The 24,668-nt window shown below is 70.2% G+C and carries 22 protein-coding genes; 13 read left to right on the top strand and 9 right to left on the bottom strand.

What is annotated here, in order from left to right:
• Positions 1 to 15 precede the first annotated feature (15 nt).
• The 10 genes from tssK (at position 16) to FHT26_RS03495 (ending at position 14,293) form a co-directional block, all read left to right on the top strand.
• Positions 16 to 1,344, top strand: coding sequence for a type VI secretion system baseplate subunit TssK (gene tssK / locus FHT26_RS03540; protein ID WP_168558807.1), 1,329 nt, complete (start codon positions 16 to 18; stop codon positions 1,342 to 1,344).
• Positions 1,345 to 1,395: 51 nt separating this feature from the next.
• The gene (locus FHT26_RS03535; RefSeq protein ID WP_168558806.1) at positions 1,396 to 1,824 is read left to right on the top strand and encodes a CC0125/CC1285 family lipoprotein; all 429 of its coding nucleotides are present in this window, start codon (positions 1,396 to 1,398) and stop codon (positions 1,822 to 1,824) included.
• Complete coding sequence (locus FHT26_RS03530) at positions 1,821 to 2,264, top strand: hypothetical protein (RefSeq protein WP_168558805.1); 444 nt, start codon at positions 1,821 to 1,823, stop codon at positions 2,262 to 2,264. Before FHT26_RS03535 ends, FHT26_RS03530 begins: the two co-directional genes overlap by 4 nt.
• Positions 2,265 to 2,314: 50 nt before the next feature.
• Complete coding sequence (locus FHT26_RS03525; RefSeq protein WP_168558804.1) at positions 2,315 to 3,661, top strand: DotU family type VI secretion system protein; 1,347 nt, start codon at positions 2,315 to 2,317, stop codon at positions 3,659 to 3,661.
• Complete coding sequence (gene tssM / locus FHT26_RS03520) at positions 3,658 to 7,260, top strand: type VI secretion system membrane subunit TssM (protein WP_210427239.1); 3,603 nt, start codon at positions 3,658 to 3,660, stop codon at positions 7,258 to 7,260. Before FHT26_RS03525 ends, tssM begins: the two co-directional genes overlap by 4 nt.
• Positions 7,242 to 7,976 carry a type VI secretion system-associated protein TagF gene (gene tagF / locus FHT26_RS03515; protein ID WP_168558803.1) on the top strand — a complete coding sequence of 245 codons (735 nt, stop codon included), beginning with the start codon at positions 7,242 to 7,244 and terminating at the stop codon, positions 7,974 to 7,976. The genes tssM and tagF overlap by 19 nt, the downstream gene beginning before the upstream one ends.
• Positions 7,973 to 9,805, top strand: coding sequence for a protein kinase domain-containing protein (locus tag FHT26_RS03510; protein ID WP_168558802.1), 1,833 nt, complete (start codon positions 7,973 to 7,975; stop codon positions 9,803 to 9,805). Before tagF ends, FHT26_RS03510 begins: the two co-directional genes overlap by 4 nt.
• 67 nt (positions 9,806 to 9,872) lie before the next feature.
• A complete protein-coding gene (locus FHT26_RS03505; RefSeq protein WP_168558801.1) occupies positions 9,873 to 11,813 on the top strand; it encodes a C1 family peptidase in 1,941 nt (646 codons plus the stop codon).
• A 549-nt stretch (positions 11,814 to 12,362) separates the two neighbouring features.
• A complete protein-coding gene (locus FHT26_RS03500; RefSeq protein WP_168558800.1) occupies positions 12,363 to 13,511 on the top strand; it encodes a sensor histidine kinase in 1,149 nt (382 codons plus the stop codon).
• Positions 13,508 to 14,293 (top strand): LytR/AlgR family response regulator transcription factor, encoded by a 786-nt coding sequence (locus FHT26_RS03495; protein ID WP_056806651.1) that lies wholly within the window; start codon positions 13,508 to 13,510, stop codon positions 14,291 to 14,293. Before FHT26_RS03500 ends, FHT26_RS03495 begins: the two co-directional genes overlap by 4 nt.
• Before the next feature lie 21 nt (positions 14,294 to 14,314).
• On the opposite strand, the gene FHT26_RS03490 is transcribed toward FHT26_RS03495, so the two are convergent.
• Positions 14,315 to 14,527: a hypothetical protein gene (locus FHT26_RS03490; protein ID WP_168558799.1), complete on the bottom strand. Its 213-nt coding sequence runs from the start codon at positions 14,525 to 14,527 to the stop codon at positions 14,315 to 14,317.
• A gap of 144 nt (positions 14,528 to 14,671) precedes the next feature.
• Complete coding sequence (locus FHT26_RS03485; protein WP_168558798.1) at positions 14,672 to 16,492, bottom strand: aminopeptidase P family protein; 1,821 nt, start codon at positions 16,490 to 16,492, stop codon at positions 14,672 to 14,674.
• Between the two features lie 177 nt (positions 16,493 to 16,669).
• Here FHT26_RS03485 and FHT26_RS03480 point away from each other — a divergent pair, with 177 nt between their 5' ends.
• Positions 16,670 to 17,539 carry a hypothetical protein gene (locus FHT26_RS03480; protein WP_168558797.1) on the top strand — a complete coding sequence of 290 codons (870 nt, stop codon included), beginning with the start codon at positions 16,670 to 16,672 and terminating at the stop codon, positions 17,537 to 17,539.
• Here the strand turns inward: FHT26_RS03480 and FHT26_RS03475 are convergent.
• A complete protein-coding gene (locus FHT26_RS03475; protein ID WP_168558796.1) occupies positions 17,463 to 17,792 on the bottom strand; it encodes a darcynin family protein in 330 nt (109 codons plus the stop codon). The two genes, FHT26_RS03480 and FHT26_RS03475, sit on opposite strands and share 77 nt — an antisense overlap.
• Before the next feature lie 116 nt (positions 17,793 to 17,908).
• Here FHT26_RS03475 and FHT26_RS03470 point away from each other — a divergent pair, with 116 nt between their 5' ends.
• A complete protein-coding gene (locus FHT26_RS03470) occupies positions 17,909 to 18,538 on the top strand; it encodes a TetR/AcrR family transcriptional regulator (protein WP_168558795.1) in 630 nt (209 codons plus the stop codon).
• A gap of 66 nt (positions 18,539 to 18,604) precedes the next feature.
• Positions 18,605 to 19,012, top strand: coding sequence for a hypothetical protein (locus FHT26_RS03465; RefSeq protein ID WP_168558794.1), 408 nt, complete (start codon positions 18,605 to 18,607; stop codon positions 19,010 to 19,012).
• A gap of 10 nt (positions 19,013 to 19,022) precedes the next feature.
• On the opposite strand, the gene FHT26_RS03460 is transcribed toward FHT26_RS03465, so the two are convergent.
• The 6 genes from FHT26_RS03460 to FHT26_RS30240 form a co-directional block, all read right to left on the bottom strand.
• Positions 19,023 to 19,988 carry an ABC transporter permease gene (locus tag FHT26_RS03460; RefSeq protein ID WP_168558793.1) on the bottom strand — a complete coding sequence of 322 codons (966 nt, stop codon included), beginning with the start codon at positions 19,986 to 19,988 and terminating at the stop codon, positions 19,023 to 19,025.
• Positions 19,981 to 20,976, bottom strand: coding sequence for an ABC transporter permease (locus FHT26_RS03455; RefSeq protein ID WP_168558792.1), 996 nt, complete (start codon positions 20,974 to 20,976; stop codon positions 19,981 to 19,983). Before FHT26_RS03455 ends, FHT26_RS03460 begins: the two co-directional genes overlap by 8 nt.
• Positions 20,973 to 22,490, bottom strand: coding sequence for a sugar ABC transporter ATP-binding protein (locus tag FHT26_RS03450; protein ID WP_168558791.1), 1,518 nt, complete (start codon positions 22,488 to 22,490; stop codon positions 20,973 to 20,975). The genes FHT26_RS03455 and FHT26_RS03450 overlap by 4 nt, the downstream gene beginning before the upstream one ends.
• 64 nt (positions 22,491 to 22,554) lie before the next feature.
• Positions 22,555 to 23,679, bottom strand: coding sequence for a sugar ABC transporter substrate-binding protein (locus FHT26_RS03445; protein ID WP_168558790.1), 1,125 nt, complete (start codon positions 23,677 to 23,679; stop codon positions 22,555 to 22,557).
• 136 nt (positions 23,680 to 23,815) lie between these two features.
• Positions 23,816 to 24,259 carry a prepilin-type N-terminal cleavage/methylation domain-containing protein gene (locus FHT26_RS03440; RefSeq protein ID WP_282597137.1) on the bottom strand — a complete coding sequence of 148 codons (444 nt, stop codon included), beginning with the start codon at positions 24,257 to 24,259 and terminating at the stop codon, positions 23,816 to 23,818.
• A 3-nt stretch (positions 24,260 to 24,262) separates the two neighbouring features.
• On the bottom strand, positions 24,263 to 24,631 hold the full coding sequence (locus FHT26_RS30240) for a type II secretion system protein (RefSeq protein ID WP_168558788.1): 369 nt from the start codon (positions 24,629 to 24,631) through the stop codon (positions 24,263 to 24,265).
• Positions 24,632 to 24,668 lie beyond the last annotated feature (37 nt).

Raw genomic sequence — 24,668 nt, 5'->3', positions numbered from 1 at the left:
CGCACGGATCCCTCCATGAGCTGGCGTGCCAAGGTCGTCTGGTCCTCGGGGATGTTCCTGCAGCCCCACCATTTCCAGCAGGAAACCCGCTACATCGAGCGCCTGGTCGACGCACGCACCCGCTGCGTGACGCCGTTCGCCTGGGGCTTCTCCGAACTGGAGATCGACGAGGGGTTGCTCGCGCTCGGCAAGCTCGGCCTGACGCGCGCCGCCGGCCTGCTGCCCGACGGCACGCCGTTCTCGATGCCGCTGCTCGACCCGCTGCCGCCGCCGATCGAGGTACCGGCCGACGTGAAGGGCGAGCTGATCTACCTCGCGCTGCCGCTGCAGCGCCAGGGCCTGAACGAGGTCGACTTCAGCGGCACCGACGAGTTGTGCCGCTTCGAGGCCGCCGAAGAGAACGTGCGCGACAACACCGACGCGAGCGACGAGCCGGCCACCATCCAGACCGGCCGGCTGCGCATGCGCTTCGTGCGCGCGAAAGAGGCCACCGAGGCCTATGCGCTGCTCGGCATCGCGCTGGTGGCCGAACGTCGCAGCGACGGCCAGGTCACGCTGGAGCGCAGCTACATCCCGCCGCAGGTGTCGATCGAATCGACGGCCCAGCTGTCGGCCAGCGCGTCGCTGCTGCACGGGCTGATCCTGCAGCGCGCGCAGGCGCTCGCCGCCCGCATGGGCCAGCTGAGCCACGGCGTGTCGGAGCTGGCCGATTTCCTGATGCTGCAGACGCTGAACCGCAACGAGCCGATCTTCAGCCAGCACACCGCAGTGCCGAACGCGCACCCGAAAGAGCTGCACCGCGACTGCCTGCGCCTCGCCGGCGACCTGGCCACGCTGGCCAGCAGCACGCGGCGCCCGCCCGAATTCCCGCCGTACCGGCACGACGACCTGAATGCCTGCTTCGCGCCGGTGTTCGCCGAGCTGCGCCGCATGCTGACCGCGGTGCTGGAGCAGAACGCGCTGCAGATCGACCTGGTCGACCGCACGCACGGCGTGCGCACCGCGGTCGTCAACGACCTCGAACTGGTGCGCACCGGCAGCTTCGTGCTGGCGGTCAACGCCCAGGTGCCGGGCGAGCAGCTGCGCCAGCGCTTCCCGGCGCAGACCAAGATCGGCCCGGTCGACAAGATCCGCGACCTGGTGAACCTGCAGCTGCCGGGCATCGGGCTGCGCTCGATGCCGGTCGCCCCGCGGCAGCTGCCGTTCCATGCCGGCTTCTTCTATTTCGAACTCGACCGCAGCGGCGAACTGTGGAAGGCGATCACGACCAATGGCCACATGGCGATGCACATCGCCGGCGATTTCCCCGGCCTGGAGCTTGAACTCTGGGCGATCCGGAGCTGATCGGCGGCGGCATGAAAAACAACGACGGCAATCCAGGCAGGAGGGATCTCGATGTCGACGAGGAGGGGAATCGCGGCCCTGTTGAGCCTGGCGCTCGCGGGCTGCGCAACGGGCTACGGCTCGCAGGGCTACCGGGGCGGCTACTACGAGAAGGCCGCCACCGCGAAGATGCAATGGGTGTACTTCTCGGGCAACGGCTATGTGACGGCCGACGTGATCAGCAAGTACGGGCTGTACCGCTGCGCGGAACTGGCGCAGGCGCAGCACAAGCCGCATTTCGTGATCTACGAGCGGCTGGTCGATGCGGCACGCGACCGGCCCGCCGACGCGCCGAACACCGGGCTGATCGGCAACAAGCCCTTCGCGGCAGCGCTGCTGATGACGCTGGACGAGCCGCGCTACGGATCGAAGTCGACGCAGCAGGTGCTCGACGAGCTCGAAAGCTTCGTGCACCCGCAATCCGCGAAGGCCACCCCATGAAGCGCCTGATCAGGTCATGCGCCGGCGCGCTCGCCTGCGGCGCGGCGTTGCTGTCAGGGTGCGCGCTGCCGGTCTACAAGCCGGCCCCGGGAGCGCCCGTCGCGAAGGTGCAGTGGATGGGCTTCGGCGTGCCGCGCGTCTGCCAGGACGGCAAGGCCTACCAGGTCTGGACCCAGGAGTCGGGCGGCAACCAGACCTTCGAGGTCGCGACCGGCAGCCGCATCAGCGTCGGCGCGTGGATGTATTTCGACCACGGCAACGTCAACTATTCGTGCCAGCCCGCGCTGAGCTTCGTGCCGCTGGCCGGCCAGAGCTACCTGGCCAATGCCGGGGTGCGTACGTCCAATGGGTGCTTCTTCGAGGTGGTCAGGGCCGATGCCGGCAAGGTCACCGGCGTGGCGCTCGACGACTCGGTGGGCGCCCCGTTGTGCCGCCCCTGACCTGGCGAAGCAAGGTGTCTGCAGAGTCCTGAAAGAACGTGGTGAGTGCGATGAGTCCTTCTTCTCCTGACGATCCGTTTGCCGAAGTCGACACCGGCCGCACGTTCATCATGCCGACGCCGGGCGGGCGCACCACCGCGATGCCGTCGCGCCCGCAGCACGCGCCGCAGCAGGCGGCCGGTGCCGACGTGGCGGCCGACATCGGCCCGAGCGACAGCGGTCTGAACCCGCTGGTCGCGCTGGCCAACCCGCTGCTCGCGCTGGTGCCGCAGATCCGCGCGTCGACGCAGCTCGCCGACCCGGCCGCGCTGCGCGAATCGATCGCCCAGGGGCTGCGCGAATTCGAGGCGCAGGCGCGCGCCCGCGGCATCGCGCCCGAGCGCGTGCTGGCCGCGCGCTACATCCTGTGCACGCTGCTCGACGAGGTGGCCGCGACGATGCCGTGGGGCGCGTCCGGCCAGTGGGGCCGCCACAGCCTGCTCGCGATGTTCCACAACGAGACCGGCGGCGGCGAGAAGGTGTTCCAGCTGATGGCCAAGCTGGCCGAGAACCCGGCCGGCAACCGCGACCTGCTGGAGCTGATCTACGCCGCGCTGAGCCTGGGCTTCGAGGGCCGCTACCGCGTCGTCGACGGCGGCCGCGCGCAGCTCGAGGCAGTGCGTGAGCGGCTCGCGCAGATCATCAGGAAGGAGCGCGGCGACTACCCGCAACCGCTCGCGCAGAACTGGCGCGGCGAGGCCGCGACCCGCCGCTCGATGCTGACCTGGCTGCCGCTGTGGGTGGCCAGCGCCGTCGTGGTGCTGTTGGTGGTCGCGATCTACCTCGGGCTGTCGTGGCGGCTGAGCGGCGACTCCGACCCGGTCTACGGCCGCATCCAGGAGCTGCGGCTGATCCCGCCGACGCCGCCGGTCAAGCTGCCGGCGCCGAAGCCGCGGCTCGCGCAGTTCCTGGTCAACGACATCAAGGCCGAGCTGGTCACGGTGCGCGACGAGGTCGACCGCAGCGTCGTGATCATCCGCGGCGACGGGCTGTTCCCGCCGGCCAGCGCGGCGCTCACGAAGGACCGCGAGGCGCTGATGAAGCGCATCGCCGAGGCGCTGGCCCAGGTGCCGGGCTCGGTGCTGGTGACCGGCCACACCGACAACGTGCGCATCCGCACCGCGCAGTTCCCGTCGAACTGGCACCTGTCGGAAGAGCGCGCGAAGACCGTGCGCGACATCCTGGTCGGCTACGGCGTCACCGGCGACCGCGTGAAGGCCGAAGGCCGCGCCGACGGCGAGCCGGTGGCTGCCAACGACACGCCGGCCAACCGCGCGCTGAACCGGCGCGTCGAAATCACCTTGTTCATCACGCGGGGCGCGACGCCCGCCGCCTCGGCGCCCGGAACCGGATCATGAAGAAGCTGCTCGGAGTCCTGCTCAACCCGTGGTTCCTGCTGGTCCTCGGGCTGATCGCGCTGTCGCTGATCGTCTGGATCGTCGGCCCGCTGATCGCGATCGGCGCCTGGAGGCCGCTCGAAAGCACGACCGCGCGGCTCGTGTTCATCGGCGTCATCGTCGGCCTGGTGATCCTGCGCAAGCTGTGGCAGTACTGGCGCGCGCGCAAGACCAACGCGCGCGTCGTCGACCAGCTGCTGACCCCGGTGCCCGGCGCGCACGCCGACGACCCGGCCAATGCCGAGGTGAAGACGCTGAACGAGCGCTTCGAGAAGGCACTGCAGACGCTGCGCAACGCGAAGTTCGACACCGGCAAGACCGGCGTGGCCGGCGCGTTCAGCGGGCTCACGTCACGGCTTGGCAAGCGCTACCTCTACGAGCTGCCGTGGTACGTGATCATCGGCGCGCCCGGCTCCGGCAAGACCACCGCGCTGGTCAACTCCGGACTCAATTTCCCGCTCGCCGCCGCGATGGGCGAGCATTCGGTGAAGGGCGTCGGCGGCACCCGCAACTGCGACTGGTGGTTCACCGACCAGGCGGTGCTGATCGACACCGCCGGCCGCTACACCACGCAAGACAGCCACAAGAGCACCGACAGCAAGGCCTGGGAGAGCTTCCTCGGCCTGCTCAAGCGCAGCCGGCCGCGCCAGCCGCTGAACGGCGTGCTGATCACGGTGTCGGTCAGCGACCTGCTGACGGCCAACGCGAACGAGCGCGCGCAGCATGCCGCCACCGTGCGCCTGCGCCTGCAGGAGCTGCACCAGCACCTGGGCATGCGCTTCCCGATCTACCTGCTGGTCACCAAGTGCGACCTGCTGTCGGGCTTCATGGAGACGCTGGGCGAGGTCGACAAGGACACCCGCGCGACGCCGTGGGGCATGACCTTCAAGCTCGACAAGCAGCAGCACACCGACCTGTCGGTGTTCACTGCCGAGTTCGACGCGCTCGAGAAGCGCCTGACCGATGGCCTGATCGACCGGCTGCAGCTCGAGCGCGATCCGCAGCGCCGCGCCCGCATCTACGGCTTCCCGCAGCAGTTCGAAGCGCTGCGCGGGCTGCTGAAGGACTGGATCGACCAGGTCTTCTCGCCGTCGCAGTTCGAAGCCCACCCGCTGCTGCGCGGCGTGTACTTCATCAGCGGCACGCAGGAGGGCACGCCGATCGACCGCATGCTGGGCCGCATCGCGCGCACCTACCGGCTCGAACGCACGGTGCTGCCGCCGCTGCAGTCCAGCGGCAAGAGCTTTTTCCTGTCGCGGCTGCTGAAGGAAGTGGTGTTCGGCGAGGCCGCGCTGGCCGGCACCGACCTGAAATGGGAACGCCGCCGCGCGTGGATGATCACCGCCGCCTATGCGGCGCTCGGCATCGTGTCGGTCGGCGTGCTGCTCGCCTGGGGCGTCAGCTATGTCAACAACCAGCGCTACATCGCGAAGGTCGACGCCACGGTCGAGGAAGTGCGCAAGCTGGTGCAGTCGACCCCCAACCGCGCGTCGCCCGACATCCTGGTGCTGCTGCCGGCGCTGCAGGCCACGCGCGACCTGGCGCGGGCCGGCATCGGCGACTCGGTGCCGTTCAGCCACGGCTTCGGGCTGTACCAGGGGCGCAAGCTCGACGGCGCGTCGCAGCAGGCCTACCGCCGCATGCTGACCGACGCGGTGCTGCCGCGCATTGCGCTCGGCATCGAAGACCGGCTGAAGACCGGCCTCGACAACCCCGAGCTGCAGTACGAGGCGCTGAAGGCCTACGTGATGCTGTACGACCCGGAGCGCTTCGACCCGGCGGCCCTGAAGCTGTACGTGATGGCCGACTGGGACAACAGCCTGCCACGCTCGGTGACCACCGAGCAGCGGGCCGACCTGGAGGCGCATCTCGATGCGCTGCTGGCCGAAGGCCAGGCGGTGTCGCCGCTGCCGGAGGACAAGGCGCTGGTGGCGCAGACGCGCCAGCAGCTGACGGCCACGCCGCTGACCCAGCGCGTCTACCGCCGGCTCAAGCGCCAGGGCGTCGGCGCCGAGATCCCCGAGTTCACGGTCGCGAAGGCGGCCGGGGCGGCGGCCGGACTGGTGTTCACCCGCGCCAGCGGCCAGCCGTTGACGCGCGGCGTGCCGGGGCTGTTCACCTACGACGGCTACCACAAGGGCTTCCAGCGCGAGGTCGGGCGGGTGGCGCGCCAGCTGGCCGACGAGGAGAGCTGGGTGCTGGGCGTCAACGACAGCGGCCGGCAGAACGCGCTGCGCTCGGTCGAGGTGCAGGACCAGCTGGCCGACGAGGTGCGCCGCGTCTACCTGACCGACTACGTGAAGGTGTGGGAGGAGTTCATCAAGGACGTGAAGGTGCTGGAGGCCAGGGACCTGTCGCAGGCGGTGCAGCTGGCGCGCGTGCTGTCGGCACCGGACAACCCGCTGGTGCCGCTGCTGAAGGCGATGTCGCGCGAGACGACGCTTGGCGACAAGAAGGACGTGGTGTCGCGGATCGAGAACAAGGCGCAGGAGGCGATCAGCAAGTCGCGCGCCGAGTTCGGCAAGCTCTTCGGAACGCCGGACGGTCCGAAGCCGCTGGAGCCCGGGCAGCGCATCGAGAGCATCGTCGACGACCGCTTCGTCGCGCTGCGCCAGCAGGTGCAGGCGGCCGACGGCAAGGCGCCGCCGATCGAATCGACGATCGCGCTGATCAACGAGGTCTATGCGATGCTGACGGCGGCCGATACCGCGGTGAAGGGCGGCAACGTCGCGCCGCCGTCGGACGTGCCGAACAAGGTCAAGGCCGAGGCGGCGCGGCTGCCCGAACCGGTCCGCTCGCTGTTGAACAACCTGTCGGAGAGCGGCATCGGCGCGTCGACGGCCAGCGCCCGCAAGAACCTGCGGGAACTGATCTATGCCGAGGTCGGCCTGTTCTGCCAGCAGGCGATCAGCGGACGCTACCCGTTCGCGCGCGGCAGCAGCACCGACGTGCAGCAGGAAGACTTCACGCGGGTGTTCGGGCCGGGCGGATCGTTCGACACGGTGTTCCAGAAGAACCTGGCCAACCTGGTCGACATCTCGGCGCGGCCCTGGCGGTTCAAGACGGTCGACGGCGTGTCGACGGGCGGCGGCGACAGCTCGATGCTGCTGCCCTTCCAGCGCGCGGCGGTGATCCGCGACACCTTCTTCCGCGGCGGCGGCACCGGGCCGGGCCTGCGGCTCGATTTCAAGCCGATGGAGATGGACCCGACGATCACGCAGTTCACGCTCGACGTCGACGGCCAGCTGGTCAAGTACGCGCATGGCCCGCAGATCCCGGCGTCGATCCAGTGGCCGGGCCCGCGCGGCAGCACGCAGGTGCGCATCGCGCTGACACCGGTGTCGGCCAGCGGCCTGTCGGGCGACACCAAGGAAGGGCCGTGGGCGCTGTTCCGGCTGTTCGACAAGCAGCAGATCGAGGCGGCCGGTGCACCGGAACGCTTCAAGGCGACCTTCAACATCGACAACCGCAAGGCGGTGTTCCTGGTCACCGCGAGCAGCGTGCGCAACCCGTTCCGCCTGCCCGAGCTGCAAGAGTTCTCATGTCCGGGCAAGCCGTGAGCCACGATTTCAGCATCGACCAGTTCATCAGCGGCGTCGGCACGCAGGCGCCGGGCTGGTTCGGCAAGCTGGCGATGCTGGGCGATTTCGCGAGCCGCCGGCTACCGCAGCCCTTCGTCGATGCCTGCGACGCCTGGCTGTCGAAGGGCATGGAGGCGAGCAGGACGCGGCTCGGCGCGCAGTTCCTCGACGTGTACCTGACCGGCCCGATCTGGCGCTTCGCCTGGGCGCCCGGCCTGATCGACAGCGAGTGGTGGGCCGGCGTGCTGATGCCCAGCGTCGACAAGGTCGGCCGCTACTTTCCGCTGGTGGTCGCGCAGACGGCGCACGACCTGCCGGAGACGCTGGAGGGCATCCAGGCGCTGGACGGCTGGTACCGGCACCTGAGTGCCGCGGCACTCGGCACGCTGACGCCCGGCACGACCGTCGAAGACTTCGAATCGGCGCTCGCGCGCGCGCCGTCGTGGCAGGGCGAGCGGCACTGCGTCGAACCGGCCGCCACCGCGATGCCGGGCCGGCTGCGCTACACCTATGCCGGCGCGGCCAGCCTGCCGCAATGGGTCGACGGCCTGGTGGTCGCCGAGGCGATGCGCCGCTACACCGGCCACAGCCTGTGGTGGCCCGACCATGCGTCGGCACCCGACGACAGCCTGTCGGTGGCGCCCGGGTTGCCGCCGCCGGAGTACTTCTCGGAGCTGTTGGAGGGCCGCTGGTGATCGAATCGACGTCCGGGCCGGATGACGACCGCACGGTCGTGAAGACCGATGCGCCGCCCGACGGCGGCAACTCGCTGCCGAACGGCTTCCGGCTGCAGGAGTACGTGGTCGAGGGCCTGGTCGGCGAGGGCGGCTTCGGCATCGTCTACCTGGCGCGCGACACCCAGCTTGGCCGCGTGGTCGCGCTGAAGGAGTACATGCCGGCGACGCTCGCGACGCGCGGCCCGCAGTGCGAGGTGTCGGTGCGCTCGGCGCGCCACCGCGAGACCTTCGAGCTCGGCTTGCGCAGCTTCGTCAACGAGGCGCAGCTGCTGGCGGCGTTCGACCACCCGTCGCTCGTCAAGGTGTACCGCTTCTGGGAGCAGCACGGCACGGCCTACATGGCGATGCCGTACTACCAGGGGCCGACGCTGAAGCAATGGCTGATCGAGCGCGGCCGGCCCGACGAGGCGCTGCTGCTCGGCGTGGCGCACCCGCTGATCGACGCGCTGGAGCTGATGCACCACCAGCGCTGCTACCACCGCGACATCGCGCCCGACAACATCCTGCTGCTGACCCAGCAGAGCACGCAGTTCGGCGGCGCGGCGAGCATGCGGCCGGTGCTGCTGGACTTCGGCGCGGCCCGCCGCGTGATCGGCGACGCGACGCAGGCGCTGACCGTGATCCTGAAGGCCGGCTACGCACCGGTCGAGCAGTACGCCGAATCGAGGGCGATGCGCCAGGGCCCGTGGACCGACGTGTACGCGTTGTGCGCGGTGCTGTATGCCTCGATCACCGGGCGGGCGCCGCTGGCGTCGGTCAGCCGGCTCGTCACCGACGACCTGCAGCCTGCGGTGCAGGCCGGCACCGGGCGGTATTCGCCGCAGTTCCTCGCGGCCATCGACGCGGGGCTCTCGGTGAAGCCGGACGACCGGCCGCAGGACATGGCGGCACTGCGCGCCTTGCTGCCGGGCGGGCACGCGCCGGGCCACGCGCCGTCGCAGCTGCTGGGCAGTTCGACGCGCGCCGGGCTGGCGGTGCCGCCGGACCTCGGCGCGTCGACGGTGGTCGCGGGCGGCCGCGCGACGCGGCCGGCCGAGCTGACGTCCGATCCGCAGGCAACACCCTCGTCGCGCGCGGGCGTGTACGCGCTGGCCGGGCTGGCGGTGGCCGCGCTGGCCGGTGCAGGCTGGTGGTTCGCCGGACGGTCGCCGGCGCCTGCGCCGGTGGCGGCGGCAATGCCGGCCCCGGCTACGGCCCCGGTCGCCTCGGCTGCGCCGTCGCCGGCCCCCGTCGCAGCACCTGCGCCGCCGGCGGCCGTGCCGTTCGGGCTGGTCACCGCGCTGCAGGACATCGTGCGCCATGCCGACCCGGTGCTCGGCGTCAACGCGCTGGCCGACAAGTCGCAGCTGCGCATCGGCAGCGACCGGCTGCAGTTTCGCGTCAAGTCGTCGGAGGCCGGCTACCTGTACGTGTTCCTGGCCGGCACCGACAAGGCCCACTTCTACCTGCTGTTCCCGAACGAGCTCGACAAGAACAACCGCATCGAGCTGAACCGCGAGGTCGTGCTGCCGCGCGCCGGCTGGCACATCACCGCCGGCGGGCCGCCGGGCACCGACCACATCGTCGCGATGGTGTCGCGCCGGCCGCGCGACATGACCGGCATCGGCGTCAAGAAGGCCGGCGACCAGATCCCCGAGATCGACCTGCAGCTCGCCGAACAGCGGTGGGCGGCCCGCAGCGCGGCCGAGAGCCCGTTCGCCGGCCAGCCGGTGTGCGAGGCCGGCGAGGTGCCGTGCGACGGGAGCTATGGGGCGACGTTGCTGGTGATCGACGAGGTGAAGCGGTAGCCCGGATGCCAATCCGGGGTTCGTGAGTCACACATCCCGGATTGGCATCCGGTTACGGAAGGATTTCATGGCCACCCAGCCCGCCGCTGCGCCGAAGGCAAAGCCGAAGCGCCCCACCGCCGACCCGTTGCCGAAGAACGCGAAATTCATGCGCGTCGCCCGCCCCGACGAGATCGACGTGCGCGACCGGCCCTACCGCCCGGCCATCGGCAGCGCCCCGCCGCCGACGCTGTTCCCGAAGCACGGCCTGCCGGTCAAGTACCAGGGCGACACGATGGCCTGCACCGGCTTCGCGCTGTCGCTGGTGGTCGAGCACCTGCTGCTGGCGTCGGGCCGCGAGCGCAAGCCCGCGATCTCGCCGTACATGCTGTACTCGATGGCGCGCCGCTACGACGAGTACCCCGGCTCGTCGGAAGACAAGGGCTCCAGCCTGCGCGGTGCGATGAAGGGCTGGTTCAAGCACGGCGCCTGCCGCGAGCCGCTGTTCCCGGGGCTGGAGATGCCGGCGGCGAGCACGAGCCTGGCCGACGACTGGTGGTTCGATGCCGTCAAGCGCCCGCTCGGCGCCTACTACCGCATCGACCACAAGGCGATCACCGACATGCATGCCGCGCTGAACGAGGTCGGCATCCTGTATGCGAGCGCCGGCTGCCATTCCGGCTGGGACGACGGCATCGAGCTCACCGCGCTGAAGAAGCGGCCGACCTCGTTCGCCGAGCCACGCAAGGGCATCTGGGAAATCCCGGTCAAGGGCGGCCATGCGCGGCACTCGGGCCACGCCTTCGCGATCGTCGGCTACAACGAGCGCGGCTTCCTGATCCAGAACTCCTGGGGCACCGACTGGGGCTCCTACAGCTACGCGATCCTCAGCTACGACGACTGGATCGCCAACGCGATGGACTGCTGGGTCGCGCAGCTGGGCGTCGTGACGCAGGACCACACCGCGATCTCGAAATCGATCAGCCTGCGCACCGACGCGGCCGGCCGCGTCGCGCTCGCCGCCAGCGAGGTGCTGCGCAACCGCGAGCTGTCGCCGTTCATCGTCAACATGGGCAACAACGGCGCGCTGAGCAACAGCGGCGTGTTCCGCACCCGGCCCGACGACGTGCGCGCGATCGTCGATGTGCAGCTCGCGCAGGCACGCAAGCAATGGGGGCTGCAGGACGACGTGGTCGACGTCTGCATCTTCGCGCACGGCGGCCTGGTCGGCGAGGCCGCCGCGGCCGACATCGCGGCGCAGTGGATCCCGATGCTGTACGAGCAGCGGATCTTCCCGATCTTCCTGATGTGGGAGACCGACTTCTTCACCAGCGCGCTGAACTGCATCGACGACGCGATCCGCGACGTGCCGCGCAGCACCGCCGCCGGTTCGTCGATGGGCGCCTGGTGGAACGAGCGGCTGGAGCGCGTGCTGTCGCGTCCCGGCACGCGCATCTGGGGCGAGATGAAGCAGAACGCCGATGCGATGAGCCTGTACAAGCCCGGCGTGCCGGACGACGAGCAGGCGGGCGCGGTGCTGCTGTACGGGCACTTCAAGCATGGCGTGGCCGACAAGCGCATCCGCATGCATTTCGTCGGGCATTCGGCCGGCAGCATCGTCGCGAGCCTGATGATCGACCGGCTGGCGCAGGAGGGCCTGCGTTTCGAGTCGGTCAGCTTCCTGGCGCCGGCGGTGCGCGTCGACACCTTCGAGCGCTGCGTGCGGCCGCACCTCGACTCGGGCGTGGTGCGGCGCTACCAGCAGTTCCACCTGAGCGAGCGCGCCGAGCAGCAGGACCACACCTGCGGGCCGTACCGGCGCTCGCTGCTGTACCTCGTCAGTGAATCCTTCGAAGGCGGCAGCACCACGCCGATCCTCGGGATGCAGCGCTTCTTCGAGGCGATGCCGACGCTGCCGAACACCACCGCGTGGGTGTCGCCGGGGCCGGTGAGCGCCAGCACGACGCACGGCGGCTTCGACGACGACCCGGGCACGCGGGCGCAGGTGGTGAAGTTCATCCGGGGTTGAGCACGGCATGGCAGTGCCGGGTCTCGCCCCGGCGGGCGAGTCACTTTCATTTGCTGGCTCAAATGAAAGTAACCAAAGCAAAGAGCCTCCAACCCGAACACCATACGGCTCGTTCTGGCCCGCGTCGGACAACACTGCCGCTTCGGCTGGAACTCCACCTTCGTTGGGATTGTTGGCCGTTCTTCTCCACCCGGCTCGCTTCGCGTTGCCTTGAGTGACGCTCGCGTGCGCGCGACGATGCGAAGCGAGTCGTGCGAAAAAGAGGAAGGGCAACAATCCCGAGCAAGGCGGATGTGCAGCGGCGTGGCAGTGTTGTCCGCAGCGTGCAGAACGAGCCGTATGGTGTTCGGGTTGAAGGGCCCTTTGCTTTGGTTACTTTCATTTGGGCCAAATGAAAGTGACTCGCCCGCCGGGGCGAGACCCGGCAGCAGCCCCACGCAGTGCTCCATGCTCAGCCCTGCCGTCATTCACCCCCCGGGATCCGGCGTCCGTCGCATACCGGGCCGCGCGGCTTGCCGGGCCCGGCCCCGCGCCGTATCGTGGTACCCCATGAAACCCGTTCCGCCCACCACCGCCGCATCGCCGGCGCCTGCTGCCCGGCACCTCGCCCACCTGTGGGCTTCGCTGACGCCGCGCCGCATCGCGATCAACCTGGTGGTGGCGACCGTCGCCGCGATCGCGCTGAACCCGATCTTCGAAACGCCGTTCCTCAGCGTGTGGGGGCGGAGCATCTTCGTCGGGCTGATGCTGCTGGTGGCCTTCGACATCGCCGGGCACTGGCCGTCGCGCTGGCTGCCGCGCTGGGTGGTGCAGGTGGCGGCGGTGGTCGTCACCGCGCCGGTCGCGACGCTGGTCGCCTACCTGGTGATGGTGCAGGGCGACGTGACCAGCTTCCAGCGCAACGAAGGCCTGCTGTGGGGCTTCTTCTCGATCGCGACCACCGGCCTGGCGGTCGGCCTGACGCTCGCGCTCGGCGCGCTGTACCGCGAACGCGATGCCCAGGCCCGCTCGCAGGCGCTGGCCTTCGCGCTGGAACGCAGCACGCTGGAGAAGCAGGCGCTCGACGCGCGGCTGCGCCTGCTGCATGCGCAGGTCGAGCCGCATTTCCTGTTCAACACGCTGGCCAACGTGCAGCAGCTGGTGGAGTCGGGGTCCGAACGGGCCGGCCCGGTGCTGAAGAGCCTGATCGCCTACCTGCGCGCTGCGGTGCCCAGCCTCGCGCAGGGCAGCAGCACGCTCGGTCACGAGATCGGCCTGGTGCGCGCCTACCTCGACCTGATGCGCATGCGCATGCCCGACCGGCTGGCGTTCGAGGTGTCGATGCCGCCGGCACTGGCCGAGCTGCCGTTTCCGCCGATGGCCTTGCTGACGCTGGTCGAGAACGCGGTGCGGCATGGCATCGACCCGAGCGAGACCGGCGGGCGCATCGAGGTCGGCGCGCGGGCCGATGCGCAGCAGGCCCGCGTCGAGATCTGGGTGCGCGACACCGGCGCCGGCCTGGACGAGAAGGCGGTGCCCGGCACCGGCCTGGCCAACCTGCGAGAGCGGCTGAAGGCCACCTATGGCGATGCAGCGCAGCTGCAGCTTGCCGACGAGTCGCCGCACGGCCTGCGCGCGACGCTGCTGCTGCCCGATCCGCGTCCGGATTTCGACGGCGCTGCGGCCGCCGCAGGCGCAGCGGCAGGAACGACCCGATGACCCAGCCCACCGCACTGATCGCCGACGACGAACCGCTGCTGCGCGAGCGGCTGCGCGGGCTGCTGCAGCGGCTGTGGCCGGCGCTCGAGATCGTCGCCGAGGCGCGCAACGGCCGCGAGGCGGTCGAGCTGTTCGACCAGCATGCGCCGCAGGTGGTGTTCCTCGACGTGCACATGCCGGGGCTGAACGGGGTCGATGCGGCGCGCTCGATCGCGCGGCGCGCGCTGGTGGTGTTCGTCACCGCCTACGAGCAGTACGCGGTGACGGCATTCGAGCAGGGTGCGCTCGACTACGTGGTGAAGCCGTTCGACGAGGAGCGCCTCGCCGACACCGTGCAGCGGCTGCGCGAGCGGCTGGCCGGCCCGCCGGCGGCCGCCGACGACGACCGGCTGCAGGCGGCGATCGAGAAGATGTCGGCCGAACTGCGCCGCCAGGCCCCGGCGCAGCAACCGTCGGGCTGGCTGCAGTGGATCAAGGCGTCGGTCGGCAACAGCGTGCGGCTGATCCCGGTCGAGCAGGTGGCCTACCTGCGCTCGGACGAGAAATACACGCTGGTGGTGTGGGAGGGCGGCGAGGCGCTGATCCGGCGCACCATCCGCGAACTGGCCGACGAGCTCGACCCGGCGTGCTTCGTGCAGGTGCACCGCTCGGTGATCGTGAACCTGCGGCAGGTGGCGCAAGTGGTGCGTGGGCCGAACGAGACGGCCGATGTGCACATCAAGGGCCGCAGCGAGCTGCTGCCGGTGAGCCGCAGCTTCGTGCACGTGTTCCGGCACATGTGACGGCCGGCCACGCGAGGCCGGTCATTCCATCGTCGTGCGCAGGGCCTGGGTGGCTTCGGCGACGCTCTGCACGCGCTTGCCGGTGATCGTGACGGCCGGCATCGTGATGACGTCGGCGCTGGCCTGCTGCGCTGTGCTGCTGCGGCCTTCCTCGAGCATCGCGGTCGCGATGGCCAGCGTGGCGGCGATCAGCAGCGTGAAGGTCAGCAGCGGGGCGAAGGTGCGGTCGAACATGTCGGTCTCCAGCGGGGGTGTCGTTGGAGTGAACTGTAGGCACCGGTGCGCGCCGGCGACAGCGCGCTGAGACGAAGCGTCGAAACATGGGGACAGGCTGCGGGCCGACGTGACGGGGCGCGCCGCCGGCCGCGCTGTCGGAGGTCAGATCGGCTCGGTGCGCTCGACCAGCCAGGCCAGCGCCGCACCGCTCACCAGCGGCGACAGCCGCTCGCGCACCACCCGGTGGTAGTCGTTCAGCCACGTCGCCTCGTCGGCGCGCAGCAGGCCGCGGTCGATGCAGCGGGTGTCGATCGGGCAGAGCGTCAGCGTCTCGAAGCCGAGGAACTCGCCGAACGCGCCCGCCTCGGGCGTGTCGACCGGCACGTTCAGCACCAGGTTCTCGATGCGCACGCCCCACTGGCCGCCGCGGTACAGCCCCGGCTCGATGCTGGTGACCATGCCGGGCTCCATCGCCATGTGCGGCTCGGGGATGGCCTTGCTGATGCTCTGCGGGCCTTCGTGCACGTTCAGGAAGTAGCCGACGCCGTGGCCGGTGCCGTGGCCATAGTCGAGGCCGTGCTCCCACAGCGGCGCGCGGGCGATCGCGTCGAGCATCGGCGACAGCGTGCCGCGCGGGAAGCGGGTGCGGCTCAGTGCCAGCGTGCCCTTCAGCACCAGCGTGTAGTCGCGCCGCTGCGCCGCCGAGACGGTGCCGATCGGCCAGACGCGCGTGATGTCGGTCGTGCCGCCGAGGTACTGGCCGCCGGAATCGATCAGCAGCAGGCCGTCGCCCTCGATCACCGCATGCGATTCGGGCGTGGCCCGGTAGTGCGGCATCGCGCCGTTGGCGTTGAAGCCGGCGATCGTGTTGAAGCTCAGGCCGACGAAGCCGGGCCGGCGTGCGCGCGCGGCGCTCAGCTTCTCGTCGATCGTCAGCTCGGTGATGCGCTCCTTGCGGTGCGGATCGCGCAGGGCCTGCTCGAACCACGCATAGAACTCGCACATCGCGGCACCGTCTTCGGCCATCGCGTCGCGCACGAAGGCGGCTTCGGCGCTGCTCTTGCGGCTCTTCAGCAAGGTGCTCGGGTTGATGGCTTCGACCACCTTGACCGCGGCCGGCACGTTCTCGCGCAGGCCCAGCGTGATGCGGCGCGGGTCGATCAGCAGCGTCGTGTCGGCGCCCAGGCGGGCCAGCGCGGCGGCCGCGTCGGCGTAGGGCGCGAGCTCCACGCCGTCGGCGGCCAGCACCGCCTGCAGCGCCGGCGACACCTTGCCGGCGCCGACGAACAAGGTGGCGCCATGCAGGCCGACCAGCGCATGCGCCAGGAACACCGGGTTGTAGCTGACGTCGGCGCCGCGCAGGTTGAACAGCCACGCGATGTCGTCGACTGTCGATACGAAATGCTGGTTCGCACCGTGGCGCGCCATCGCTTCGCGCACCTGGGCCAGCTTGGCGCTGCGGGCCAGCGGCGCGTGCGGCGCCGCATGTTCGTGGACCGGTGCGCCGGGCAGGCCGGGGCGCTCGGGCCAGACGTCGTCGAGCAGGTCGAGGTCGGTGCGCAACGGCACGCCGGCGCGGGTCAGCGCGGTGCGCAGTTGCTGCGCGGCGGCCAGGCCCAGCACGGCTCCGTCGACCGACACCACCTGCCCGGGCGGTACCTGGCTGGCGAGCCAGTCGATGTGGTGGGTGGCCGCACCGCTCGGGATCTTCACGAGGTCGATGCCGGTGCCGGCCAGTTCGGCCTCGGCCTGCACCCAGTAGCGGCTGTCGGCGAACAGCGCGGCCCGCTCGGTGGTGACGACCAGCGTGGCCATCGAACCGGTGAAGCCCGACAGCCACTCGCGGCCCTGCCAGCGCCCCGGCAGGTACTCGGACAGGTGCGGATCGCTCGACGGCACGAGCAGCGCGGCCATCTGGTGCTGCTTCAGGGCGTCGCGCACGCGCTCCAGGCGCAGGCGGATCGGGGAGGTGCGGGTGTCCATGGGGTTCGGCTCCGGTCGGGACCCGCACGCGTCCCGGGTCGGGAGGCCAGCGGGGGGAGCGCCGATTCTAGGCCCGGGCAGGGTTTACACCGGGCAAAGCAGGCGTGCAGCCGAGGGGCATCTGCAACTTCTCTTCGCAGTTGCCGCGCAATCTCGGCAACGCCCCCAGGAGATGCCATGCCGTTCGACCCCCGGATCGAGAAAGAATCCTTCCTGCACGCCGATCGTGCGCTGCTGCGGCAGCTTCTCGACACCGAATTCAAGATCTACCGCCCGATGGGCTACCTGGCCTCGACCGTGCTGCACAAGCTGGTGTACTGCTGGCTGGTCGGCCTGCACGACGAGATCGCGCCGGTGTTGCCGCGCGTGATCGGATGGCTCGACCATGCAACCGCTGCGGCGCCCGTCGAGCCGGCGGGCGACGAGCCGCGCGGGCCGCCCATCAACCTGCACGCGACGCTGGCCATCGCGCGTTGGCTGTACCGCGGCGATGCGGCCCGCGACGACTGGCGCGCCGCGCGTGGCGCGCAGCCCGGCTGGCACGCCAGCCTCGCGCGTGGCGAGCGCCGCACGACGCCCGGCCAGATCGCGCTCGACGACTACCTCGCCTGGTGCGTGCAGTCCGGCGACCACGCCATCGGCGTCGAGTTGATCGAGAGCCAGCTGGCGCTGCGAGCGTCGGCACCAGCGCATGCGGTGCTGACGCGCCTGCCGCGCCCGCGCGAGTTCGCCTATGCGATCTGCCTGCACCACGTGCGCGGCCGCTTCGAGCCGGCCGAGCTGTTCGAGGCCGGCAAGCGCATGCTCGGCGGCTGCCTGGACGAAGCCTGGCTTGCCACCGGCGAATCGCTGCGGGCGGCGATGTGGCTGAAGATCGTCTACGCGGACCTGGCCGCGCCGCTCGGCCTGGCCGCCGCCAGCCCGCTCGACGCGGTACGGCGCGCGCACGACCACCTGGCGGCGGCGGCGCTCACAGTGCGCACGATTGCGACACCGCGAAGTCGTCTTCTCGCCAGCACTCGCCGTGTGTCGGAATCACGTCGATGACCTCGAAGTACGGCAGCCCGAAGTACTCGCAGCGGTGCAGCGCGTCGACCGCGGCGTGGTACTCGTCGAGGTCGGGCGTCTCCCAGACCGCGACCTCGGCGCACTGGGTCTCCCAGCGCGATTCGCAGGTGGCGAACTGGCGCAGCCGCAGTGTCGGGAAGCCCTGGAACACCAGCACCAGCACGCGTTCGCGGAACGCCGCGCGCTGCTCGGCATCGAGCGAGCGCCAGTGGTGGGTGGCTTGCAACAACATGAAGAAAGTGTGGACTCTTGGCATGGCGAGCGTGGGGGTGGAGTTGACGCAGCGAAGCGCCTTGCCGACACTATGCGAGTTTTTATTCGTATTTGAAACTCGCATTTCGACCACCGATGTCCGCGCCCCAGAATGCCACCCTGATCCCCCGCAAGGCGCCGCGCCAGGCCCGGTCGCGCGCCACCGTCGACGCGATCCTCGATGCCGCGGCTCGCGTTCTGGTGCAGCGCGGCTATGCCGCGACGACGACCAACGCGGTGGCCGAGGTGGCCGGCGTCAGCGTCGGCTCGCTGTACCAATACTTCCCGAACAAGGATTCGCTGATCGCCGCGCTGCATGACCGGCACGGCCGGCAGATGAGCGCGCTGCTCGACGCCGCGCTGCTGCAGCACCGTGGCTCGACGCTGCCCGAGGCGCTGGCCGGCGTGATCGAGTCGGCCGTCAAGGCGCACCAGCTCGATGCCGACCTGCATCGCGTGCTCGAGAAGCAGGTGCTGGGCCTCGACCCGTTCCCCGGCGAGGACGACTCTGCCGACGAGATCGAGCGCCGCCTGCGCGGGCTGCTCGAAGCGCACCGCGCCGAGATCGTCGTCGAAGACCTGCGGCTGGCCACGTACATGGTGATGCACGCGGTGCATGCGCTGATCCATGCGGTGGTGCTGGAACGGCCGAGCGGCGTGTCGGTAAAGGCCGCCACGCGCGAGACGGTGCGCATGGCGCTGGCCTACCTCACCGCGCGGCTGTGACGTGGTGGAACCCGGGCGCCTGGGGCGTTACTCACCGGGCATCACGGACATGACAAGGACTTCGGAATGCAGCCATTCAGGCGCGTCCTTCAATGCTGCGCCGGACTCGGGGCGCCGCTCACCGACGAAGAACGGGATCCGCAACGGCCCGCGCCGATCCCGCTCCAGATCGAAGGAGCACGCCGGTACCTGGCCGCCAACGTGCCGTCCAGCGCCACGTTGGTCAAGGGCGGCGTCGCAGGAACGGTCACCTTCCTGACGCTGGCCATCCTGTTGCTGCACAAGTCGGAGAACCTGGCCCGCGACGATGCCGACCACCAGGACGGTGTGGTGTCTGCTGCGCAACGCTACGTGAGCATTGGCAGTGCAATGTCGCTCGTGATCGCGATCTCCTGCGTCGTGGTGTGCCTGGGCGCCGCCTTCGACCTTGGCATGTCTTGCGCATCGCGCGATGCGCCTGCCGAACCCGCGTGAGGCCCGCCGGTCAGCGCGTCGGCGCAGCCCGTCCGTACAACAGCAGCATCGCGACGATCACGCCGCCGTAGATCAGGTGCCGGCCCCATTCCTCGATCTGCATCACCGACAGGATCGACTGCAGCAGCGTGATCAGGATCACGCCGGCGACGGTGCCGAGGTAATGCCCGCGCCCGCCGAGGATCGAGGTGCCGCCCAGCACCACCGCGGCGATGGCCGGCAGCAGGTAGGGGTCGCCCATCGCCTGCGCCGCCTTGCTCGCGTAGCCGGCCAGCAGCACGCCGCCGAAGGCCGACAGCCCGCCCGCCACCGCAAAGGCGGCCATCACGACCAGCCGGGTGCGTGCGCCCGACAGGTAGGCGGCGCGCTCGCGGTTGCCGATCGCGTAGACGCAGCGGCCGAAGCCGGTGCGCGTCAGCACGAACACCGCCCCCGCGCCGACGGCCGCCCACACCAGCAGCGCGTTCGGAATGCCGAGCAGGCCGTGGCCGGTCGCGATGAAGCGCATCGCCGGCGACGACGCGTCCTGCGGCGAGAAGCCGCCGGTGTGCACCACCATCAGCCCCTGCGCGACGGCATTGACCGCCAGCGTGACGATCATCGATGGGATGCGCAGGAACGCGACCCCGAAGCCGTTCAACAACCCGAGCGCGACGCCGCAGGCGATGCCGAACGGGATCGCGAACGCGCTGCCCCACGGCCCCCAGCCGGTCGCGGCGGTGGCCATCATCCCGCCGACCGCCACCACCCATGGCACCGACAGGTCGATCTGCCCGAGCAGGATCACCAGCATCGCGCCGGTCGCGATCACGCCGAGGAACGACGCCACCTTCAGCTGCTGCAGCAGGTACTCCGGCGACAGGAAGCTGCTGCTGTAGAGGCTGCCCAGCAGCAGCAGCGCGACGATGCAGCCGAAGGCCGATGTGATGGGACCCCCAATCAGGCCGCGCAGGCGCTCGACCAAGCCGCTAGCCATACAGATCCAGCCGGTTGCGCAGCTTCAGCAGGCGCAGCGCGCCCAGGCAGATCGCCGCGAACAGCACCACGCCCTGGAACAGCGGCTGCCACAGCGGTTCGAGGTTGAACACGAACAGCAGGTCGCCGATGGTGCGGAACATCAGCGCGCCGAACACCGCGCCGACCGCGCTGCCGGTGCCGCCGAACAGCGACACGCCGCCCAGCACCACCGCGGCGATCGAGTACAGCGTGTAGGTGCTGCCGTTGGCCGACGAGGCCTCGCCCGAGTAGGTGATGCAGGTGACGAACAGCCCGGCCACCGACGCCAGCAGGCCGGACAGCAGGTAGGCGGTGAACTTGGCGCGCCGCACCGGCACGCCCGACATGAAGGCCGCCAGCTCCGACGAGCCGACCGCCGCCGCCGCGCGCCCGATCGCCGAGCGGCGGTACGGCAGCCACACCGCCAGCACCAGCGCGAGCAGCAGCGCGAGTGCGGCCGGGATGCCGCCCGGCAGCTGGCCGGTCAGCGCGTCGGCCAGGCCGTCGTTCACGTCGCCGCCCGGCACGCGGCGCAACGCGAGCGCGATGCCGAAGAAGGCCGAACCGGTCGCGATCGTCGCGACGATCGGCTGCAGCCGGCCGACGATCACGATCAGCCCGTTCAGCGCACCGCACGCGCAGCCGGCCGCCAGCACGCCGGCCACGCCGAGCGCGGTCTGCAGCGGCGTGCCGACGACCAGGTGCGACGCGAGGCAGTTGGCCAGCACCAACACCATGCCGACCGACAGGTCGATGCCCGAGGTCAGCACGACCAGCGTCTGCGCCATCGCGACGATCGCCAGCAGCACGCCCTTGTTGGCCGCGGTGGTGGCGACGTTCGCGTTCAGGCCTGCCGGGTGGTTCGCGGCATAGACCACGAACATCGCGACGAAGCCGGCGAACGCGAGCAGCGTGCCCTGGTGCTCGCGCAGCAGGTGCGGCCAGTCGCCGGCGCGGGACCGCGTCATGCCGCCGCCACGTCGAGCGCCGCGCCGACCAGCGCGTGTTCGGTGATCTGCGCCCCCACGAGCTCGCGGCGGACGCGGCCTTCGACCATCACCAGCACGCGGTCGCAGCAGCCGACCAGCTCGTCATGGTCGGTCGAGTAGAAAAGGATGGCCGCGCCGTCGTCGGCGAGGCGGCGCAGCAGCTGGTAGATCTCCTGCTTGGTGCCGACGTCGATGCCGCGCGTCGGGTCGTTCAGCAAGATGATGCGCGGCGCCATCATCAGCCACTTGCCGATCACCAGCTTCTGCTGGTTGCCGCCCGACAGCGAACCGGCTGCGACGTCCATGCCGTCGCAGCGCACCGCGAGCAGGGTCATCATCCGCTCGACGGCCGCGCGCTCGGCGCCGCGGTCGATCACGCCGCAGCGCGACAGCGCACCGAGCGCCGCGAACGACAGGTTTTCGCGCACCGACATCGGCAGCATCAGGCCCTCGGTCTTGCGGTCTTCGGGGATCAGCGCCATGCCGATGCGCGGCTGCTTTGCGGCGTGCGGGCCGGCGATCGGCGCAGGCCGGCCGTCGATCAGCAGCTCGCCGCGGCAGCCGCGCAGCACGCCGAACAGCGCCAGCAGCAGCTCGCGCTGGCCCTGGCCGTCGAGCCCGCCGAGGCCGACGATCTCGCCGGCGCGCAGCTGCAGCGAGATGTCGGCGAGGCGGTGTGTCCAGTGCAGGCCGCGCAGGTCGAGCCGCGGCGGTGCGGTGCCGGCCACCGCGTCGGGCGGGCGCACTGGTCTGTCCGGGAACACGCCGCTGTAGGCGCGGCCGATCATCAGCTCGACGATCTCGGTGTCGGTCTTCGTGCCGGCGGCGAAGTGCGCGACGCTGCGGCCGTCGCAGAACACCGTGCACTCGTCGGCGAGCTCGGCGATCTCGTGCATGCGGTGCGAGATGTAGAGCAGCGCGAGGCCGTCGGCGCGCAGCCGCTTCAGCACTGCATAGACCTGCGCGACGTCGGCCGCGGTCAGCGCGGACGTCGCCTCGTCGAGGATCAGCAGCCGCGGCCGGCGCGCCAGCGCCTTCGCGATCTCCACCATCTGCCGGCGCGACAGCGACAGGTCCTTGACCCGCGCGAGCGGGTGGATGTCGGCGGCGCCGGCGCGCGCCAGCGCTTCTTCGGCCTGGCGGCGCTGCGCGCGGCGGTCGATCAGGCCGAAGCGCGTCGGCGGTGCGCCGATGAAGAGGTTGTCGGCCACCGACAGGTCGGGAATCAGCGACAGCTCCTGGAACACGCAGACGATGCCGGCGGCGTTGGCGGCCGCCGGCGACGCGAAGGCCACCGGCTGGCCGTCGAGCAGCATGCGGCCCTCGTCCGGCGCGACGACGCCGGCGATCAGCTTGATCAGCGTCGACTTGCCGGCGCCGTTCTCGCCGAGGATCGCGTGGATGCGGCCGGGCTCGACGAGCAGGTCGGCGGCCTGCAGCGCGTGGACGCCGCCGTAGCGCTTGCCCAGGCCTTGCACTTCGAGGAGGCTCATCGCGCAGCCCGGATGCCAATCCGGGTGGGGCCCGTGGTCGACGAATCCCGGATTGGCATCCGGGCTACTTGTTCGATTCGGATTGGCCCATGATTTCCTGGGCCGTGAAGTTGATCCCGCAGCTCGGGAACGCATTGCCGACGAAGAAGTTGTCGGACTGCGTCGCGTAGAAGTTGGTGCCGTCCTTGAAGCCCGGCTCTTCCACCGTCGACAGCGGCAGCTTGATCGACTGCGGCAGCACCTTGCCTTCGAGTGCCGCGATCGCCACCTTGATCGCCACCGCTACCTGGGCCGGCCCGGTGCCGCCCGACGCGCACTTCAGCCCCTGCCCGGCGTACTTCGCGCAGAACTTGCGGAAGCCGTTCTCGGTCTCGCCGGCGAACGGCACCATCGGGTGCTTCGCATCGAGCATCGCCTGCACGACGCCGGTGTCGCCGCCCTGCGCGGTGATGGCGTCGAACTTCTTGTGCACCGCGATCGCGTCGGCCGTGACCTTCTGCGAGGTCGGGTCGTCCCACTTGCCGATCACCTCGATGGTTTCCCATTTCTTGCCTGAGGCCTTGAGCGCCTGCTGGATGCCGTCGTGCCGGTCGCGGTCGACCGAGGTGCCCGACACGCCGCGCACCTCCAGCACCTTGCCGCCGTTCGGCACGTTCTTGATCAGCCACTGGCCCCAGTAGGTGCCGAGGCCCTTCTGGTCGACGTTGACGTTGATCGCCTCCTCGGTGTCGAGGATGTTGTCGAACGCGACCAGCACGACGCCGGCATCGTTCGCGCGCTTGATCACCGGCTTGAAGGCGGCGGGGTTCTGCGCGTTGACGACGATCGCGTCGAAGCCGGAATCGATGAAGTTGTTGATCGCGGCGATCTGCGCGGCGACGTCTTCGCCGGTCGAGACGACCTTGTACTCCTTCAGCTTCGCGGCCACGTCGGGCTGCGCCGCATAGGCCTTGGCCGTCTTGATCATCTGGATGCGCCAGGTGTTCGCGATGTAGCCGTTGGCGAGCGCGACGCGGTACGGGCCCTTCTTCGCCGGGTACTGGAACAGCTTGGTGGTGCTGGACCACGGCGCGAAGCACTGCGGGTCGGCGTTGGCCGTGGTGACCACCTTGGGCGGCGCAGCAAACGCCGTGCCGCCGAGGCCGAGGAGCAACGCGAGCTGCACCGAACGAGTGAGGATGAACGCCATGGCCGGGGTCTCCTTCATGCGGGTCCCGAGTCGAGACCGGGAAGGCAATGTAGCCACTTCGCCTCGGTGCGAAAACTCGGGTGAAACCCGCTCGGCCGGGACAAGGCTTGTCCCGCGCGGCGCGCGCTGCCGGTGCTCAGTGCACCGCGCCGGTGTCGTTCTCGACCGTGAACGCGCGCGTGTAGCTGCCGCTGCTGACGGTGATGGTCAGCGCGCTGCCCGACGAGGTCAGGGCCTGACCGGAGTTGCCGGCATTGAAGGTGATGCTGCGCGTGCCGGATTCGGCGATGCAGCTGGAGACGGCCGGCGGGCAGGCGAGCGCGCCGAGGCTGGTGCCGCTGACGTACGCGAAGCTGGCCCCGGTGGGGGTGATCGTCACGATCACCGGCCGGCGCTGCGAGAGGGCGAGGCGCTGCATCGATTGCAGCCGCCCCTGCAGCTGGTCGCCATAAGCCTGCAGTCGCCACATCGTGGTGTCGACCATGCGGGGGAGGGCCATGACCGCCAGCGTGCCGATGAGCAGGATCACCATGATCAACTCGATCAGGGTGAACCCCCTCGCTCGGCCCGGTGCACGCATGGGTCAGTTGATCCCGATCGCGGTGACCGTCGTGGTGCTGCTGGTGGCGGTCTGCGTCAGCGTGCAGGAGGAGGTGCTGCCTGCGGCGACGGCGGATGCGGCCACGGCGTAGCCGGCCGGCACGCCCCCCTGGAGCACGTTGTCGGAATCGCTGCAGTTGGCCACGGCGACGCCCTTGGCCGCATTGGCCGAGCGGGCCGCGTAGTTGATGGCGAATGCGGAATTCAAACTGCCCGCGACGCCTTGAAGCGCCGCTGCCTGGGCATCGGACTTCATGTCGATGAACTTCGGCAGCGCCGTCACGGCCAGCACGCCGAGGATGACGATGACCATCACGAGTTCGATGAGGGTGAAACCAGATTGCTTCTTCATGGGTACTTCCTTTGAAAGGCGGTTACTGCCAACTGCT

It is taken from the genome of Rhizobacter sp. SG703 (assembly GCF_012275445.1).
GTDB lineage: Bacteria > Pseudomonadota > Gammaproteobacteria > Burkholderiales > Burkholderiaceae_C > Rhizobacter.
Note: the sequence above shows the minus strand (reverse complement) of the source record. Positions and strands in the feature narration are given on the sequence as shown.